This window comes from Streptomyces bottropensis ATCC 25435, from assembly GCF_000383595.1.
GTDB classification, from domain to species: Bacteria; Actinomycetota; Actinomycetes; order Streptomycetales; family Streptomycetaceae; genus Streptomyces; species Streptomyces bottropensis.
Window position 1 is genome coordinate 6605433 of record NZ_KB911581.1, and the last position, 15017, is coordinate 6620449.

Annotated in this window: 10 protein-coding genes; 5 read left to right on the plus strand and 5 right to left on the minus strand. The window is 71.7% G+C overall.

Going from position 1 to position 15017, the window contains the following annotated elements; all coding sequences use genetic code 11:
• Positions 1–14 precede the first annotated feature (14 nt).
• The 3 genes from STRBO_RS0129470 to STRBO_RS0129480 all read right to left on the minus strand — a co-directional run bounded on the left by STRBO_RS0129470 (position 15) and on the right by STRBO_RS0129480 (position 3306).
• Positions 15–875 (minus strand): ABC transporter permease, encoded by an 861-nt coding sequence (locus STRBO_RS0129470; RefSeq protein ID WP_005478170.1) that lies wholly within the window; start codon positions 873–875, stop codon positions 15–17.
• A gap of 82 nt (positions 876–957) precedes the next feature.
• Complete coding sequence (locus STRBO_RS0129475; RefSeq protein WP_005478174.1) at positions 958–1983, minus strand: ABC transporter ATP-binding protein; 1026 nt, start codon at positions 1981–1983, stop codon at positions 958–960.
• Between the two features lie 102 nt (positions 1984–2085).
• Entirely contained in the window at positions 2086–3306 is a 1221-nt protein-coding gene (locus STRBO_RS0129480) for an NYN domain-containing protein (protein ID WP_005478176.1), read from the minus strand.
• 270 nt (positions 3307–3576) lie between these two features.
• Between STRBO_RS0129480 and STRBO_RS43955 the strand changes: the two genes are divergently transcribed.
• Entirely contained in the window at positions 3577–3741 is a 165-nt protein-coding gene (locus STRBO_RS43955) for a hypothetical protein (RefSeq protein ID WP_005478180.1), read from the plus strand.
• 106 nt (positions 3742–3847) lie between these two features.
• Here the strand turns inward: STRBO_RS43955 and dnaE are convergent, their stop codons facing one another.
• Positions 3848–7387: a DNA polymerase III subunit alpha gene (gene dnaE, locus STRBO_RS0129490; protein ID WP_020665627.1), complete on the minus strand. Its 3540-nt coding sequence runs from the start codon at positions 7385–7387 to the stop codon at positions 3848–3850.
• Positions 7388–7604: 217 nt separating this feature from the next.
• Here dnaE and STRBO_RS0129495 point away from each other — a divergent pair, with 217 nt between their 5' ends.
• From STRBO_RS0129495 to STRBO_RS0129505, 3 genes are all read left to right on the plus strand, one after another.
• Positions 7605–8939 (plus strand): DUF2252 domain-containing protein, encoded by a 1335-nt coding sequence (locus tag STRBO_RS0129495; RefSeq protein ID WP_020115247.1) that lies wholly within the window; start codon positions 7605–7607, stop codon positions 8937–8939.
• Positions 8940–9038: 99 nt separating this feature from the next.
• Positions 9039–9725: a hypothetical protein gene (locus tag STRBO_RS0129500; protein WP_005478184.1), complete on the plus strand. Its 687-nt coding sequence runs from the start codon at positions 9039–9041 to the stop codon at positions 9723–9725.
• Positions 9726–9805: 80 nt separating this feature from the next.
• The gene (locus STRBO_RS0129505; protein WP_020115248.1) at positions 9806–10606 is read left to right on the plus strand and encodes a DsbA family protein; all 801 of its coding nucleotides are present in this window, start codon (positions 9806–9808) and stop codon (positions 10604–10606) included.
• Between the two features lie 106 nt (positions 10607–10712).
• Here the strand turns inward: STRBO_RS0129505 and STRBO_RS0129510 are convergent, their stop codons facing one another.
• Positions 10713–11345, minus strand: coding sequence for a hypothetical protein (locus STRBO_RS0129510; protein ID WP_020115249.1), 633 nt, complete (start codon positions 11343–11345; stop codon positions 10713–10715).
• Between the two features lie 273 nt (positions 11346–11618).
• On the opposite strand from STRBO_RS0129510, the gene STRBO_RS0129515 reads away from it, so the two are divergent.
• Positions 11619–14885: a helix-turn-helix transcriptional regulator gene (locus STRBO_RS0129515; protein ID WP_237547318.1), complete on the plus strand. Its 3267-nt coding sequence runs from the start codon at positions 11619–11621 to the stop codon at positions 14883–14885.
• Positions 14886–15017: the final 132 nt, after the last annotated feature.

The window sequence follows — 15017 nt, forward strand, 5'->3', positions numbered from 1 at the left end:
GGCCGGGCGCCGCGTCACCGGACGGCGGCCCGCCGGTACGCCCAGGTGGCGACGGCGAGCGAGACGACCCCGACCCCCGCGCACACGGCGAGGTCCCCGAGCACGAACGCCCAGTCCGGGTTCGGCCCGAACGTCCGCGCGAGGGCCTCGACCCCGTACGTCGAGGGCAGCAGATCCCGGGCGAACTGGATGAAGCCCGGCATCCGGCCCGCCGGCAGCACGCCGAGCAGCAGCGCGGCCGACATGCCGAGCTGCCCGAGGACGGTGGCGAGTTCCGGTCGCGGGGCGAGCAGACCCAGCGCGGCACCCAGTCCGGCGAGCGCGGCCCCGACGAGCGGGATCACGGCGGCGAGCATCCAGAGGTGCGTCAGCGGCAGCCCGAAGAGCACACAGCCGAAGACGGCGGTCACGACGGTCCCCGGCACGGTGAAGGAGGCGTACGCCCCCGCCGCGCCCAGCACCACCGCCGCCGGCGGCACCGGCAGCGTCGCGTAGTGGTCGAGACCGCCGCTGGAGCGCAGCTGCCCGAAGTACTGGGCCAGCAGGTTCAGGGCGACGAACGCGACGACCAGGACCGCCGAACCGGCGACCACGGCGTGCGCCTCGGCTCCGCCGTCCACCACTCCGCGCATCAGGATCATGATCCCGATCGACTGGAAGGTGGCCACGAACAGCAGGGGGATCCGCGCGACCCGCGCCCGGGAGAGCTGCGCCCGGTACACGGCGCACAGCGAGGGCCACAGGCGCGCGCGAGGCCCCAGCTCGGCGGCTTCACGCTCCACTCGCCCCTCTGCGGCCAGGGCCTGGCCCGGCAGGATCTCGGCGGGTACGACACTCACGTCGAGCTGCTCCTCTGCGCTTCGGCTGTCGCCCATTGTCGTACGGCCACGGCGGCCCGGCCGTTCACCCGGCCGTTCACGCCCGGGCCGGCCGTTCTCCGGTTCACACCCGTGTCCCTCACCCCTTGACCAGTCCCTGTGCGCTGCCCGCGCTGCCGCCGAGCGCCAGGTAGACGTCCTCCAGGCTGGGCGTGGCGAGGGTGAAGTCGTCGAGCGCCACGAAGGCGGCGCCCCCGGTCACCGTGGCCACCACCGCGCGCGCCTCCTCGGGGGCGAGCCGGAGGGTCCAGCGGCGCCCGGACTCCACGGCGCGCGGGCGCAGCGCGGCGACCTCGGGCACGTCCAGCGGGGCCTTCTCCCGCCACACCAGCTCGACGCGCACCTCGCCGGCGACCCGCTCCTTCAGCCCGGCCGGGGTGTCGCAGGCGATGACCCGCCCCTGGTCGAGGACGGCGACCCGGTCGAGGACGGTCTCCGCCTCGATGACGTTGTGGGTGACCAGCAGGACGGTGGTGCCGGACCGGGCCCGCCGCCGGTCCACGGCGGCCCACACGGCCCGCCGGGCCACCGGGTCCATGCCGCTGGTCGGCTCGTCGAGCACCAGCAGGGGCCGCTCTCCGACGAGCGCGGTGGCGAAACAGGCGAGCCGCCGCTGCCCGCCGGACAGCTTCTTCAGCGGTCGTGCGGCGAGCCCGGTCAGACCCAGCTCCTCCAGCACGGCGTCCCGCTCGGCCCGCGCCCGCCGCACCTCCAGCCCGCGCAGCCGCCCCGTGGTCTCCGCGGCGAGCGCCACGGTCAGCTCGTCCAGGGCGGTCGACTCCTGCCCCAGGTAGGCGAGGATCCGCGCGGCCCGCTCGGGATGGCGCACGATGTCGTGGCCCAGGATGTCGACGGTGCCGTCGTCGGGCCGCATCAGCCCGGTCAGCTGCCGTACGAGCGTGGTCTTGCCCGCCCCGTTGGGCCCGAGCAGACCGAAGATCTCCCCGCGCCGGACCTCCAGCGCCACCGCGTCGTTCGCCCGCACCTCGGGAGTGCCCGGCGTGCCCCGCCGCCCCCGGGTCGCCGGATACGTCTTGGTGAGCCCCCGCACAGCGCACACGACATCCCCACCATGCCGGACCGCCTGTGCCGTACGCGTACTCACGAGGGACGAGCCTACGGGGTCCGGGGCGCCCTTTTCCCTCCGGGTCACCCGAGCCGCGCTCCCCGGCGCCCGGCCGCGAACGCCGGCGCACGCGACCCCGGGTCAGGAGGTGCTCGCGCCACCGCCGGAGGTGGTCCGCACATCGATCTCCCGCCAGAAGCCGGCCCGGATCGCGTACCGGTCGTGCTCGTCGATCTGGTCGTCCTTGTGGGCCAGCAGTCCGAACCGGGCCGCGTACCGCAGCAGCTCCCCGTCGACGCGGTGCGGCACCCGCGGATACATCCCCGACAGTTTCTGCAGATGCGTCTGGTCGGGGAGTCGGGCCATCCACCGCCGGGCGAACACCTGTCCGACCTCGAAGGGATCGCCGCCGACCGTGGTGATGTCCTCCTCCCGGTCGGCCCACCGCTGCTCCGCGCTCGTCAGCTGCGCCAGCGTCGGCATGGCCGCCGCCTCGGGCGGCTCCGCCGCGCCTCCGGGCCGGTCCACCCAGCCCTTGTCGGAGGACCACCGCAGGGTGGCCGTCGCCGGGTGCTGCGCGGGGTGCGCCCCCGGCGCCCGCATGGCGGCCAGGTCCTTCGGCGTCGGTACGCCCTTGTGCGTGGCCGCCCGTTCCTCGGTCCCGTTGCGCGCGGCTCCGGCCCCCGAGGTGTGTTCGGGCTCTCCCGTCGGCCGTTCGGTGGCGGCCGCGAGGGCCGACTCGGGCAGCGGCGCCGACAGGATCGCGGCGATCTCCGGGCGCGGCACCGGCTGCGGCGCGCAGACCCCGCCGAGGTCCTTGGCCCGTACGGCCTTGGTGATCCACATCCGGTCGAGGACCCGCCGCTCGTCGGCCTCGGCGACCAGGTCCTCGGACTGGTTGTAGTCGCCGTCGGCGGCCTGCACGGCCCACAGATGCACGGCGACGCCGTGCTCCTTGGCGGCCATCATGCCCGGCAGCAGATCCCCGTCGCCGGTCACGAGGACCACGTCGGAGCAGGCGCGATTGCGGGCCAGCTCGGTCAGTTCGGCGTGCATGGCGGCGTCCACGCCCTTCTGCGCCCACCGCCCGTCGCTGCGGGTCAGCGCGCCGAGCCGCACGGTCACCCGGGGCATCACGCGCAGTCTGCGGTGCTCGGGCTGCGGGACGCGGTCGGGGGCACCGTCGAACCAGTAGATGCGCAGCAACGGCCGCTCGGTGTCGGCCTCGGCGCGCTCGCGCAGCCCCTGGATGAGAGCGGCGTGATCGACGGTGATGCGGGAGCGGGAGGGTTCCCCGGCGAGGAGGCTGGCGGCCGCGCCGAGCAGATACCCGGCGTCCACCAGGACGATGCAGCGGTCCACGCGATCCACCCTCTTTCCGGGAGGTTTGCTTCGGGCTTCCTTCGAGTCTGCCCGACCACGCGGAGGTTAACGGCCGGAACTCGATCTTCGGCGTGGCGTCTTCACTCCGTGTGCCACACCGTGTGCCACGCCGTGCGCCCTTCCGCGACACGGCACGCGGTCCGACAACTCTGGTCACGGACGGTGATTTTCCGAAATGCGCGTGTTGTCATGCTATGTGAATCTGGTCGCGGCCCTGGCCCCTAGACCCCCTTCAGGAGGCAGATCCCCATGGCCAAGAACAAGAAGCAGGACCGTAAGCAGCCGCAGTCCGAGCGTGGTCGGCAGGAGACCCAGCAGCCCTCACTGGAGTCGCAGACCGAGACGCGCATGACCCAGGTGACACCCGGCGACATGGCCCGCAAGGGCCGGCAGAAGCGCTTCGGTCACAACTGACATCGCGGGCCGGGCCGTTGCAGCCCGGACACACCGAGGGGCGCGTCCGTAACACCGGACGCGCCCCTCGCGAAGTTCACGCCTGTCGCGCTCCGCCGGGCCTCGCTCAGCCGGCCAGGCAGGACGGGCCGAGCAGCACCTTCAGATCGCCGAACAGGGCCGGGTCGGGCTTCACCCGGTGCCGGTCCAGGCGCAGCACGGTCGTCTTGGTGGGGCCCTGGAGCCGGATCCGGACCTCGCTGTCGCCCTTGTGGTGGGTCAGGATCTCGCCGAGCCGGCTGACCATGGGCGGGGTGACACGGGTGGCCGGGATGGTGAGGATCACCGGCGCGTTGGTGCCCGCGTTCGACAGGTCGGGGACCTGCATCTCCATGGCGACCAGCCGCGGCACCTCCTCGCGCTTGTCGAGGCGGCCCTTCACGAAGACGACCGCGTCCTCGACGAGTTGGGTCGAGACGAGTTGGTAGGACGCCGGGAAGAACATGCACTCGATGGAACCGGCGAGGTCCTCCACGGTGGCGATGGCCCAGGCGTTGCCCTGCTTGGTCATCTTGCGCTGGAGACCGGAGATGATGCCGCCGATGGTGACGACCGCGCCGTCCGCGTGCTCGCCGCCGGTGAGCTGGGCGATACCCGCGTCGGCCTTGTCGGAGAGCACGTGCTCCAGACCGAAGAGGGGGTGGTCGGAGACGTAGAGGCCGAGCATCTCCCGCTCCTGGGCGAGGAGATAGGTCTTCTCCCACTCGTCGGTGGTGAATTCGACGTCGAGTCCGAAGCCCGGCTCGTTGCTCTCCTCCTCGCCCATGCCGCCGAAGAGGTCGAACTGGCCCTCGGCCTCCTTGCGCTTGACCGCGACCACGTTGTCGATCATCGAGTCGAAGTGCGCGGTGAGGCCCTTGCGGGTGTGCCCCATCGTGTCGAAGGCGCCCGCCTTGATCAGCGACTCGGTGGTGCGTTTGTTGCAGGCGACGGCCTCGACCTTGTCGAGGTAGTCGGGGAAGGAGGCGTACTTCCCCTTGGCCTTGCGGCTGCGGATGATCGACTCGACCACGTTCGTACCGACGTTGCGCACGGCTTCGAGGCCGAAGAGGATCACGTCGTCGCCCTGGGCGGCGAAGTTGTGCTCGGACTCGTTGACGTTCGGCGGGAGCACCTTGATGCGCATGCGGCGGCACTCGTTGAGGTAGACCGCCGACTTGTCCTTGTCGTCCTTGACCGAGGTGAGCAGGGCGGCCATGTACTCGGCCGGGTAGTTCGCCTTGAGGTACGCGGTCCAGTAGGAGACCAGTCCGTACGCGGCGGAGTGGGCCTTGTTGAAGGCGTAGCCGGCGAAGGGGACCAGGACGTCCCACAGGGCCTGGATGGCCTCGTCGCTGTAGCCGTTCTTCTGGGCACCGGCCTGGAAGATGGTGAAGTTCTTCGCCAGTTCGTCGGGCTTCTTCTTGCCCATCACACGGCGCAGGATGTCGGCCTCGCCCAGCGAGTACCCGGCGATGATCTGGGCCGCCTTCTGCACCTGCTCCTGGTAGACGATCAGGCCGTAGGTGACCGCGAGGACCTCCTGGAGCGGCTCCTCCAGCTCCTTGTGGATCGGGGTGATCTCCTGGCGGCCGTTCTTGCGCTCGGCGTAGTTGATGTGCGAGTTCATGCCCATCGGGCCCGGTCGGTACAGGGCCGAGACGGCGGAGATGTCCTCGAAGTTGTCGGGCTGCATCTGGCGGAGCAGGGAGCGCATCGGGCCGCCGTCGAACTGGAAGACGCCGAGGGTGTCACCGCGGCAGAGCAGTTCGAAGGTCTTGGGGTCGTCCAGCGGGAGGGCGAGCATCTCCAGGTCGATGCCCTTGTTGGCCTTCACCATCTTGATGGCGTCGTCCATGATCGTGAGGTTGCGCAGGCCCAGGAAGTCCATCTTCAGCAGGCCGAGCGACTCGCACTGCGGGTAGTCCCACTGGGTGATCGTCACGCCGTCGGTGTGCCGCACCCAGATCGGGGCGTGGTCGACGATGGGCTCGCTGGACATGATCACGCCGGCCGCGTGCACACCCATCTGCCGGACCAGGCCCTCGACGCCCTTGGCGGTGTCGATGACCTTCTTCACGTCCGGTTCGTTCTCGTACATCGACCGGATCTCGCCCGCCTCGCTGTAGCGCGGGTGGGAGGGGTCGGTGATGCCGTTGAGGTCGATGCCCTTGCCGAGGACGTCGGCGGGCATCGCCTTGGTGAGCCGGTCGCCCATCGCGTACGGGTAGCCCAGCACGCGCGCGGAGTCCTTGATGGCGTTCTTCGCCTTGATCTTGCCGTAGGTGCCGATCATGGCGACCTTGTCGGCGCCGTACTTCTCGGTGACGTACCGGATCACCTCGACGCGCCTGCGCTCGTCGAAGTCGATGTCGACATCGGGCATGGAGACGCGCTCGGGGTTGAGGAACCGCTCGAAGATCAGGCCGTGCGGGATCGGGTCGAGGTCGGTGATGCCCATGGCGTACGCGACGATCGAACCGGCGGCGGAACCACGGCCGGGGCCGACCGCGATGCCCTGGGTCTTGGCCCACATGATGAAGTCGGCGACGACGAGGAAGTACCCCGGGAACCCCATCTGGATGATGACGTCCATCTCGTACTCGGCCTGCTTCTGCCGGTCGTCGGGGATGCCGCCGGGGAAGCGGCGCTCCATGCCCCGGCGCACCTCCTCCTGGAACCAGGTGACCTCGGTGAAGCCGTCGGGGATGTCGAACTTCGGCATGAGGTTCTTGGCCTCGAACATGCCGGAGGTGTCGATCTGCTCGGCGACCAGCAGGGTGTTGGCACAGCCCTCCTGCCAGGCGTCCGAGGAGTCGACGGCGTACATCTCCTCGGTGGACTTCAGGTAGTAGCCGGTGCCGTCGAACTTGAAGCGGTCCGGGTCGGAGAGGTTCTTGCCGGTCTGGATGCACAGCAGGGCGTCGTGCGCGGTCGCCTCGTGCGCGTACGTGTAGTGCGAGTCGTTCGTGACCAGCGGCGGGATGCCGAGTTTCTTGCCGACGCGGAGCAGGTCCTCGCGGACCCGGTGCTCGATGTCGATGCCGTGGTCCATCAGCTCCAGGAAGTAGCGGTCCTTGCCGAAGATGTCCTGGTACTCGGAGGCCGCCTTCACCGCCTCGTCGAACTGGCCGAGGCGCAGCCGGGTCTGCAGCTCGCCGGAGGGGCAGCCGGTGGAGGCGATGAGCCCCTCGGACCACTGGGAGATGGTCTCCTTGTCCATCCGGGGCCACTTCTGCAGCCAGCCCTCGGCGTACGCGTCGGAGGAGAGCTTGAAGAGGTTGTGCAGGCCCGTCCTGTTCGCCGCCCAGATCGTCTTGTGCGTGTAACCACCCGAACCGGACACGTCGTCGCGCTTCTGGTGCGGCTGGCCCCACTGGATCTTGCGCTTGTTGCGCCGGGACTCGGGGGCGACGTACGCCTCGATGCCGATGATCGGGGTGACGCCGGCCTTCTTGGCGGTGTGGAAGAAGTCGTAGGCCCCGTGGAGGTTGCCGTGGTCGGACATCGCGATGTGGGTCATGCCCATCTCGTTGCACGCGTTGAACATGTCCTTGAGCCGCGCGGCACCGTCCAGCAGCGAGTACTGGGTGTGGACGTGCAGGTGCGTGAACGGCGGCTTTGACACGGCTTCGGCCTCCAAGGGACACAACAGGGGAAACAGGCGTGAACGGCATCCCCACGGGCTGCGGACAGTCTGGGGGACAGCGTCGAAGTCTATGCCTCGGGACTGACACCGCGAGGGGTGTCCCCCGTACCTTTCGACGAAGGAGTCGCGGGCACTCGCGCGCGGCTCCGCACGTTGAGAGATCGACCCACCCGTGATCATCAGGAGGCACCCCGCGATGTCGGTTCCCCAGCTCGACGACGAGCGACGCGGCGAGGAGATCCTCGCCGTCTTCGACACCGCCTTCGGCCAGCTCCTGGCCGCCGATCCGGCCGCGTTCCGCGTGAAGTTCCGGAAGATGGCGGCATCGGCCTTCGCGTTCTACCGGGGCACGGCGTGCCTGTTCTACAAGGATCTGGACGACGAGAAGGCCGCCGGTCCGTTCCTGGACGAGCGCACCTCGCGCGTGTGGATCCACGGCGACCTGCACGCGGAGAACTTCGGCACGTACATGGACTCCACGGGCCGCCTGATCTTCAATGTGAACGACTTCGACGAGGCCTACGTCGCCCCCTTCACCTGGGACCTGCAGCGCTTCGCCGCCTCCGTGGCGCTCATCGGGTACGCGAAGGCGCTCGGCGACGAGCAGATCACGGAGCTGGTGGAGACCTACGCGGCCGCCTACCGCGAGCGGATCCACGCGGTGGCGACCGGCGCCAAGCGGGACGAGGTGCCTCCGTTCACGCTCGACACCGCCCAGGGCCCGCTGCTGGACGCGCTGCGCGACGCCCGCTCGCTGACCCGTTTCGGCCTGCTGGACTCGATGACGGAGATCCGCGACTTCGAGCGCCGCTTCGCGCCGGGGGGCGGCTCCATCGAGCTGGACGCGGCCACGCGCTACAAGGTGCTGGCCGCCTTCGACGGCTATCTGGAGACGCTCCCGGAGTCCTCGCTGACCCGCCCGGACTCCTACCGGGTGAAGGACGTCGTCGGCCGCCGGGGCATCGGCATCGGCTCGGCGGGTCTGCCGTCGTACAACATCCTGCTGGAGGGGCAGAGCGACGCCCTGGAGAACGATGTGGTGATCTACATCAAGCAGGCCCAGACCCCGGCCGTCTCCCGGCACATCACCGACCAGCGGATCCGTGACTACTTCCAGCACGAGGGTCACCGCACGGTGATCTCGCAGCGGGCCCTGCAGGCCCACGCCGACCCGTGGCTGGGCTGGACCGAGCTGGACGGCGCCGGGCAGCTGGTCGCCGAGGTGTCGCCGTACGCGGTGGACCTGGACTGGAGCGACATCGACGACCTGGAGGAGATCGCCACGGTCGTCGCCGACCTCGGCCGGGCCACGGCCACGATGCACGCGGCGGCGGACGACCTGACGGGGCAGTCCCTGGTGCCGTTCTCCACGGAGCGGGCCATCGACGCGGCGATCGCCGCCGACGAGGAGGGCTTCGCACCGCTCCTGGTGGACTTCGCGCACGCGTACGGGGCTCGCGCGCGCAGGGACCACCAGATCTTCGTCGACCTCTTCCGCAACGGCCGGATCCCCGGCCTGCGCAACCACTGAGCACACGCGGAAGGGGCACCGACGCCGACGAGACGTCGGGCACTCACAGGGACCTTTTAGCGGTCCCTTACGTGCCCGCGTGGGACACTCTCAGTCGCCATGGACATATCCGGGACCCACTTCAGAGCCGTACGCGCGGCGCTGTTCACGGCTGTCGTCGTGACGCTCGGCACCGCGTCGCACGTGCTGCTGTCCGGGGTCCCGCTCCCGCTCACCGTCGTCGGCGCGATCACCGCCGCCGTCTTCCTCGCCGCCTACGCGCTGGCCGGCCGCGAGCGCGGCTTCGGGCGGATCGCCGGGGTGCTGATCCCGCTGGAGCTGACCGCCGACACGGTCTTCACCGCGGGTCAGCACGCCTGTTACGGCGAGGCGGGCGGTCCCGTCACGGGTCCGCTGCGCCAGGTCGGGCTGGACGTGCTGTGCGGCGGCGGCAGTGTGGGCGCGCCGCTGGCGCGGGTCGCCGGCGGTTCCGAGCGGGCGGCGGCGCTGCTCGCGGGCGCCGGTCCGGGGGTCGCCTGGCTGCTGCTCGCCGCGCACATCGGCGTCGGCCTGCTGGCCGCCGCCTGGCTGCGGCGCGGCGAGCGGGCGCTGGCCCAGCTGCTGGACGCCGCGGTCGCCGCGGGTTTCCGGCCGCTGCTGATCGCGGTCGCCGCGGTCCTGGTGCGGCCCCCGCGGGCCCAGCACCGGCCGACGCGCACCGCGCACCGTACGGACAGTGCGCGCACCCTTCTCCACACGCACTCCCTGGGGCGGCGTGGACCGCCGTGCTCGGTCACCTTCGCGTGACCACCTCCTGAGCACGAACAGGTCCCCCCTCACATCTCTCCGCGCACCACGTGTGCGCGTTTCCCAGGGAGTTCATCCACATGAGCAAGCGGAACAGCAGCGCGGCGAAGTCGGCGGCCCGTGAGCGGCTGCGTCTGGAGCGCGAGCGTCAGGCCAGGCGCGCGAAGGTCAGGCGGCAGGCGATCGTGGCGTCCTCGATCGTCGCGGTCCTCGCGATAGCCGGCGGCATCGGCTACGCCGTCGTCCAGAACAACCAGCCCACCAAGTGGGAGGAGGCCGCCAAGGCCACGGTGGTGGCCCCGGCGAACACCTCGGGCAAGAACGGCACCACCGTGCTGATCGGCGACTCCACGACCAAGAACGTGGTCCACCTGTACGAGGACCCGCGCTGCCCGGCCTGCGCCGCCTTCGAGCAGACCGTCGGCGAGACGGTGAACAAGGGCATGAAGGACGGCGACTACAAGCTCTCCTTCACGCTGGGCACCTTCCTGGACGGCAACCTCACCGGCGAGGGCTCGAAGAACGCGCTGAGCGCCCTCGGCGCCGCCCTGGACGTCAGCCCCGACGCGTTCCTCGCCTACAAGACCGCGTTGTACTCGACGAAGTACCACCCGGAGGAGACCACCGACGAGTTCGCCAAGGACAGCTATCTGATCAAGGTGGCGAACACGGTCGACGCGCTGAAGAACGACAAGAAGTTCCAGGACGCCGTGAAGAAGGGCACCTACGACGCCTGGGCGATGAGGATGAGCAAGTCCTTCGACGACGCCGACGGGGTCAAGTCGACTCCGACCATCAAGATCAACGACAAGGTGATCGCCAACCCGTCGACGGTCGCGGACTGGGAGAAGGCGCTCAAGGACGCGGGCGTCACCGATTAGCGGGCCGCAGGCGGCCGCCGCGGGGCACGTGTGAACGGGCGGGCGCCCCGGAGAACGACTCCGGGGCGCCCGCCCGACGGCGGCTGCGGCTACGACGGCTCGGCGGCTACGGCGCGATGTACGGCTTGACCCGCTTGCGGTAGTCCTCGGCACGCACCTCGTTGTAGTACTTGTCGGCGTCCTCGTCGTCCGAGGTGAAGATGTAGACCGGGCACTCGTCGGACTCGGCCTTGCCCTTGTACACGTACCGCTCCTTGCCGGTGCGCGCCTCGACGACCCGCACCCGGTACGAGGTGTTGTACGTCCGGATCTTCAGCGGCTTGCCGTCGGCCTCCATGTCGCAGACCTTGCCGGTCGCAGTGGCCTTCGTGCGCTCGACGCAGACGACCAGCTCCGCCTCCTCCGGCTTGTCCTCGTAGCCGAGGAACCAGCCCTTGGGGAAGTCGCCGTCGACGGGCACGCTGCTCGTCCAGCCGTCACCGGTGCTGTTCATGAGCTGCGCCGGGTGCACGGTCTTCTTCGCTCGGTCGTAGGCCGGCAGTCCTTCGAAGCCGAGCCCGTCCGAGCAGACCCGCTCCAGGTCCTGGGTCGTCACCGGAACCTCCGGTTCGTCCGCGGCGGCCCCGCCCGACGACGATCCGCCGCCGCTCCCGGCCCCCGTGGTCGCGGCGGGTGACGAACACCCGCACAGGACCACGCCCAGCACTCCTGCGGCGACCCAGATCCGGGCACGCTGCATGACGACCTCCCTGCCGAAAGAGAAAAGCGGCAGGCAGGGCATGTCCCCCCGGGTCATGCCCTGTCCCCCCTGCCCTGCCGAACAGAAGCCTGCCGGACGCAGGGCCCCCGGATATCGGGGAAGATCCCCCATGTAGTGGTGCGACCCCCGGGGAAGTGGGGGCTACCCTGTACGCGCCTCGAAGGTGCATTCGAGGGGTGCCCGGCGGGGGTTGCGTACGGGGGCGTACGCGGGCTGCCACGACCATCCCGACAGGGCGCAGGGGGCCTGCAGTTGTCGTCGTTCTCTTCGATGCCGTCGTCGTTCTCCTCGACGCGGTCCTCGGCGTTCTCGTCGGTTCCGGCGTTCTCGTCCTTCTCGTCCCTCACGTCCTTCTCGTCGTTGTCGTCGCCCACTCCGGTCGGCAGACAGGCGGAGCGGGACCTGCTGACGGCTGCCGTCGGGGCGGCCCGGGACGGGCGGGGTTCGTCGGTGTTCGTGCTGGGCGAGCCCGGAATCGGCAAGTCCCGGCTCGTCGAGGACGCCGCGTCGGCCGCCGCCGCTGCCGGGGCACGGATCCTGCGCGGGCGCGCCGCGTCCGCCGGGCGGGCCGTGCCCCTGCGTCCGCTGGCGGAGGCGGTGTTCTCGGGGTCACGGGGCGAGGGTGCGCCCTCAAGCGGGGATCTGGGCTTCTACGAACCGCTGTTGTCCCGGCTGTGCGGGCTGGCACCGCAGGACGGCGCCCCGCTCGTCGGGTACGCCGAGGCGGTGCTCCGGCTCCTGCACGTCCTCGGCCGGCAGGGCGGCTGTGTCCTGGTGCTGGAGGATCTGCACGACGCGGACGCCGACACGCTCGCCATCGTCGACTATCTGACGGACAACCTCGCCGGCCAGCGGGCCGTGCTGCTGGCCACCCTGCGCGGCGAGCCCGGCCCGGCGCTCGACCTCGCCGAGGGTGCCACGTCCCGTCGTACGGCCCGCACGATCCGCCTCGCCCGCCTCGGGCCGGGCGGCACCGCCGAGCTGGCCGCCCGGTGTCTGGGCCACGACACCGCCGAGGACGTCCCGGCGGCGGTGCTGGACCGGCTGCACACGGTGTCGGAGGGTGTTCCCTTCGTGGTGGAGGAACTGCTGCGGGCCATGGTCGACGGCGGCGGTCTCGTCCGGGACGAGAACTCCCGCTGGACGGTGACCGGCTCGCTGGACGCCGGCGTGCCCGACACCGTCGCCGCCGCCGTCCTGCAGCGCGTGGACCAGTTGCCACCGGCCGGCATCGCCCTGCTGGAAGCGGCGGCGGTCCTCGGCAGACGCTTTCCCGTGGACATCGCCGCCCGTGCGGCGGGCCTGGACCACGCCACCGCCCTCACCCAGCTCCGCCACGCGGCCCACGCCCACCTGGTCTCCGACGCCACCACCGCGTCGGACCCCGGCTGGCACACCTTCCGCCACGCCCTCACCGCCGACGCCATCACCCGCCGCCTCCTCCCGCCGGAGCGCACGGCGCTGTGCCTGGCGGCAGCGGACGCGATCGAGGCGGCGAAGGGGGTGGGGCGTCAGGAGGCGAGCGCCGGCGGGCCGGGCTTCGACCGGGCAGGCCTCGACGCGGCGGACTCTGCCGAGGCGGGCCTCGAAGGGACGACCGCCGACGGGACCGATCCGACACGCCCGAGCAGCTGGGGTGGACGCGGCGAGGACGAGGGCCGCGGAAGCCACCGTGTCGGCCTCTCCCCCGGGTCGGACCACCCCCGCCGGCCCCTGGGCGGAGACGCCGACGACGACCTGTACCGGCTCGCCGCGGAGCTGTGCGTGGCCGCGGGGCGGTCGGCGCGCGCGGCCGTGCTGCTCGTGCGGGCCGGGCGGCAGGCGGTCGCGCGGGGTGCGTTGCTGACCGCCGTAGAACTCCTCGACCGGGGTCTGGAGCTGACCGCCGACTCGCCGGACGCGCCGCCCGAGGCCGTGGCCCGGCTGCTGGAGGAACTGCTCGACACGCTGGTCCTCACCGGAGACGTACGGCGCGTGCCCGAGCTGGGAGACCGGCTGGACCGGGTCCTGACGGTCTCGGGTGCGCCGGCCACGCGCCGGGCGGCGGGCTTCCTGACCCGCGCGCGGGCCGCCGCCACCGCCCAGCAGTGGGAGGCCGGCCTGACCGCCGTACGTCGGGCGAGGGAGCTGCTCCGCGACACGCCCGACCCGGCGGCCCGCGCGGCCCTGGACGCGGTCGCCGCCCACCTGGTGCTCAACTCGCAGCGCCCGGACCGGCTGGAGGGCGCCCGCGCGCTCGCCGAGGGCGCCGTCGCGACCGCCGAGGAGGTGGGGCTGCCGGAGGTGGCGTGCAAGGCGCTGAACATGCTCGGCTACTGCCTGCGGCCCCGGGACCTCGGCGAGGCGGAGGACGCGTTCGCCCGGCTGGTCGCCACCGCCGAGGCCCACGCGCTGCCGGTGTGGCGGATCCGCGGCCTGCTGGAACTGGGCGTGCTCGACCGCGTCCGGTTCACCGGCACGGACCGGCTGCTGGCCGCGCGCGCGGCCGCCGAGGACACCGGCGCGGTGCTCCTGACGGCCTGGGCCGACATGCACCTGACCCTCGCCCACATCCTGCGCGACGAACACGACCGGGCGACGGAGTCCGCGCGCCAGCTCCGGGCGACGGCCCGCAGACTGCGGCTGCGCGAGGTGGAGCTGATCGGCGCCGGGGTGGACGGCATCATCGCCGCCTCGCTCGGGGAGCGGGAGAAGCTCGACGCCACCCTGCGCACCCTGGAGCGCGCGCTCGCCGGGCGGAGCGCCGGGGCCCTGTGGGGCTACGCCGACACCTCCGTCTGGGGCTGGGCCCAGGGCATCTGCTCCCTGCTGCGGGAGGAACACGACCGCGCGCTGGCCGAGTTCACGGAGGCGGACGGGGTCATGCGGGCACTGCCCAGCACCGGTGGCGTGACCGGCTTCCTCGGCCCGTACCTCCTCCTGCGCACCCTGCGCGGCACGGCCGACTGGGGTGAACTGGACGGCCCCGGCACCGAGCGGCTCACCCAGGTCCAGTGGGACCGCCCCTTCGCCGGCTGGTCCCGAGCCGTCCTGCTGGGCCGCGAGGGCCGCGCCGCCGAGGCCGCCAAGGCGGCTCAGGAGGCGCTGACCGGGACCGCCGGGATCCCCCTGGCCGCGCATCTCTGTCTGCGCCTGGGTGCCGAGGCCGCGCTCGCCGACGGCTGGGGCCGGCCCGTCGAATGGCTGCGTGCCGCCGAGCAGTTCTTCCACGAGCGGGGCACGACCCGCGTGTCGGCCGCGTGCCGGGCGCTGCTGCGCGACGCGGGATCCCCCGTGCCCCGCCGCCGCCAGGGCCACGACACCATCCCGGCAGAACTGCGGCGCGCGGGGGTGACCGCACGGGAGTACGAGGTCCTGCGGCTGCTCGGTGCCCGGCTGGGCAACCAGGAGATCGCCGAGCACCTGTTCCTCTCCCCCCGCACCGTCGAGAAGCACCTCGCCAGCCTCCGTGACCGCACCGGCCGCCCCGACCGCGCCGCACTGATCGCCCTGGCCAGGAAATACGCCGACGAGCGGTGAGCGGCGGGCCGACTGCTCGGCGCCCGGCCCGCCGTGGCACGGCCACTGACGGCTCCTCGGCCCGGCCCGGCCCGCGCTCGCCACCCGACGTACAGCGCACAACCGTCTGAACTCTGCGCGGATTTCAGGCTT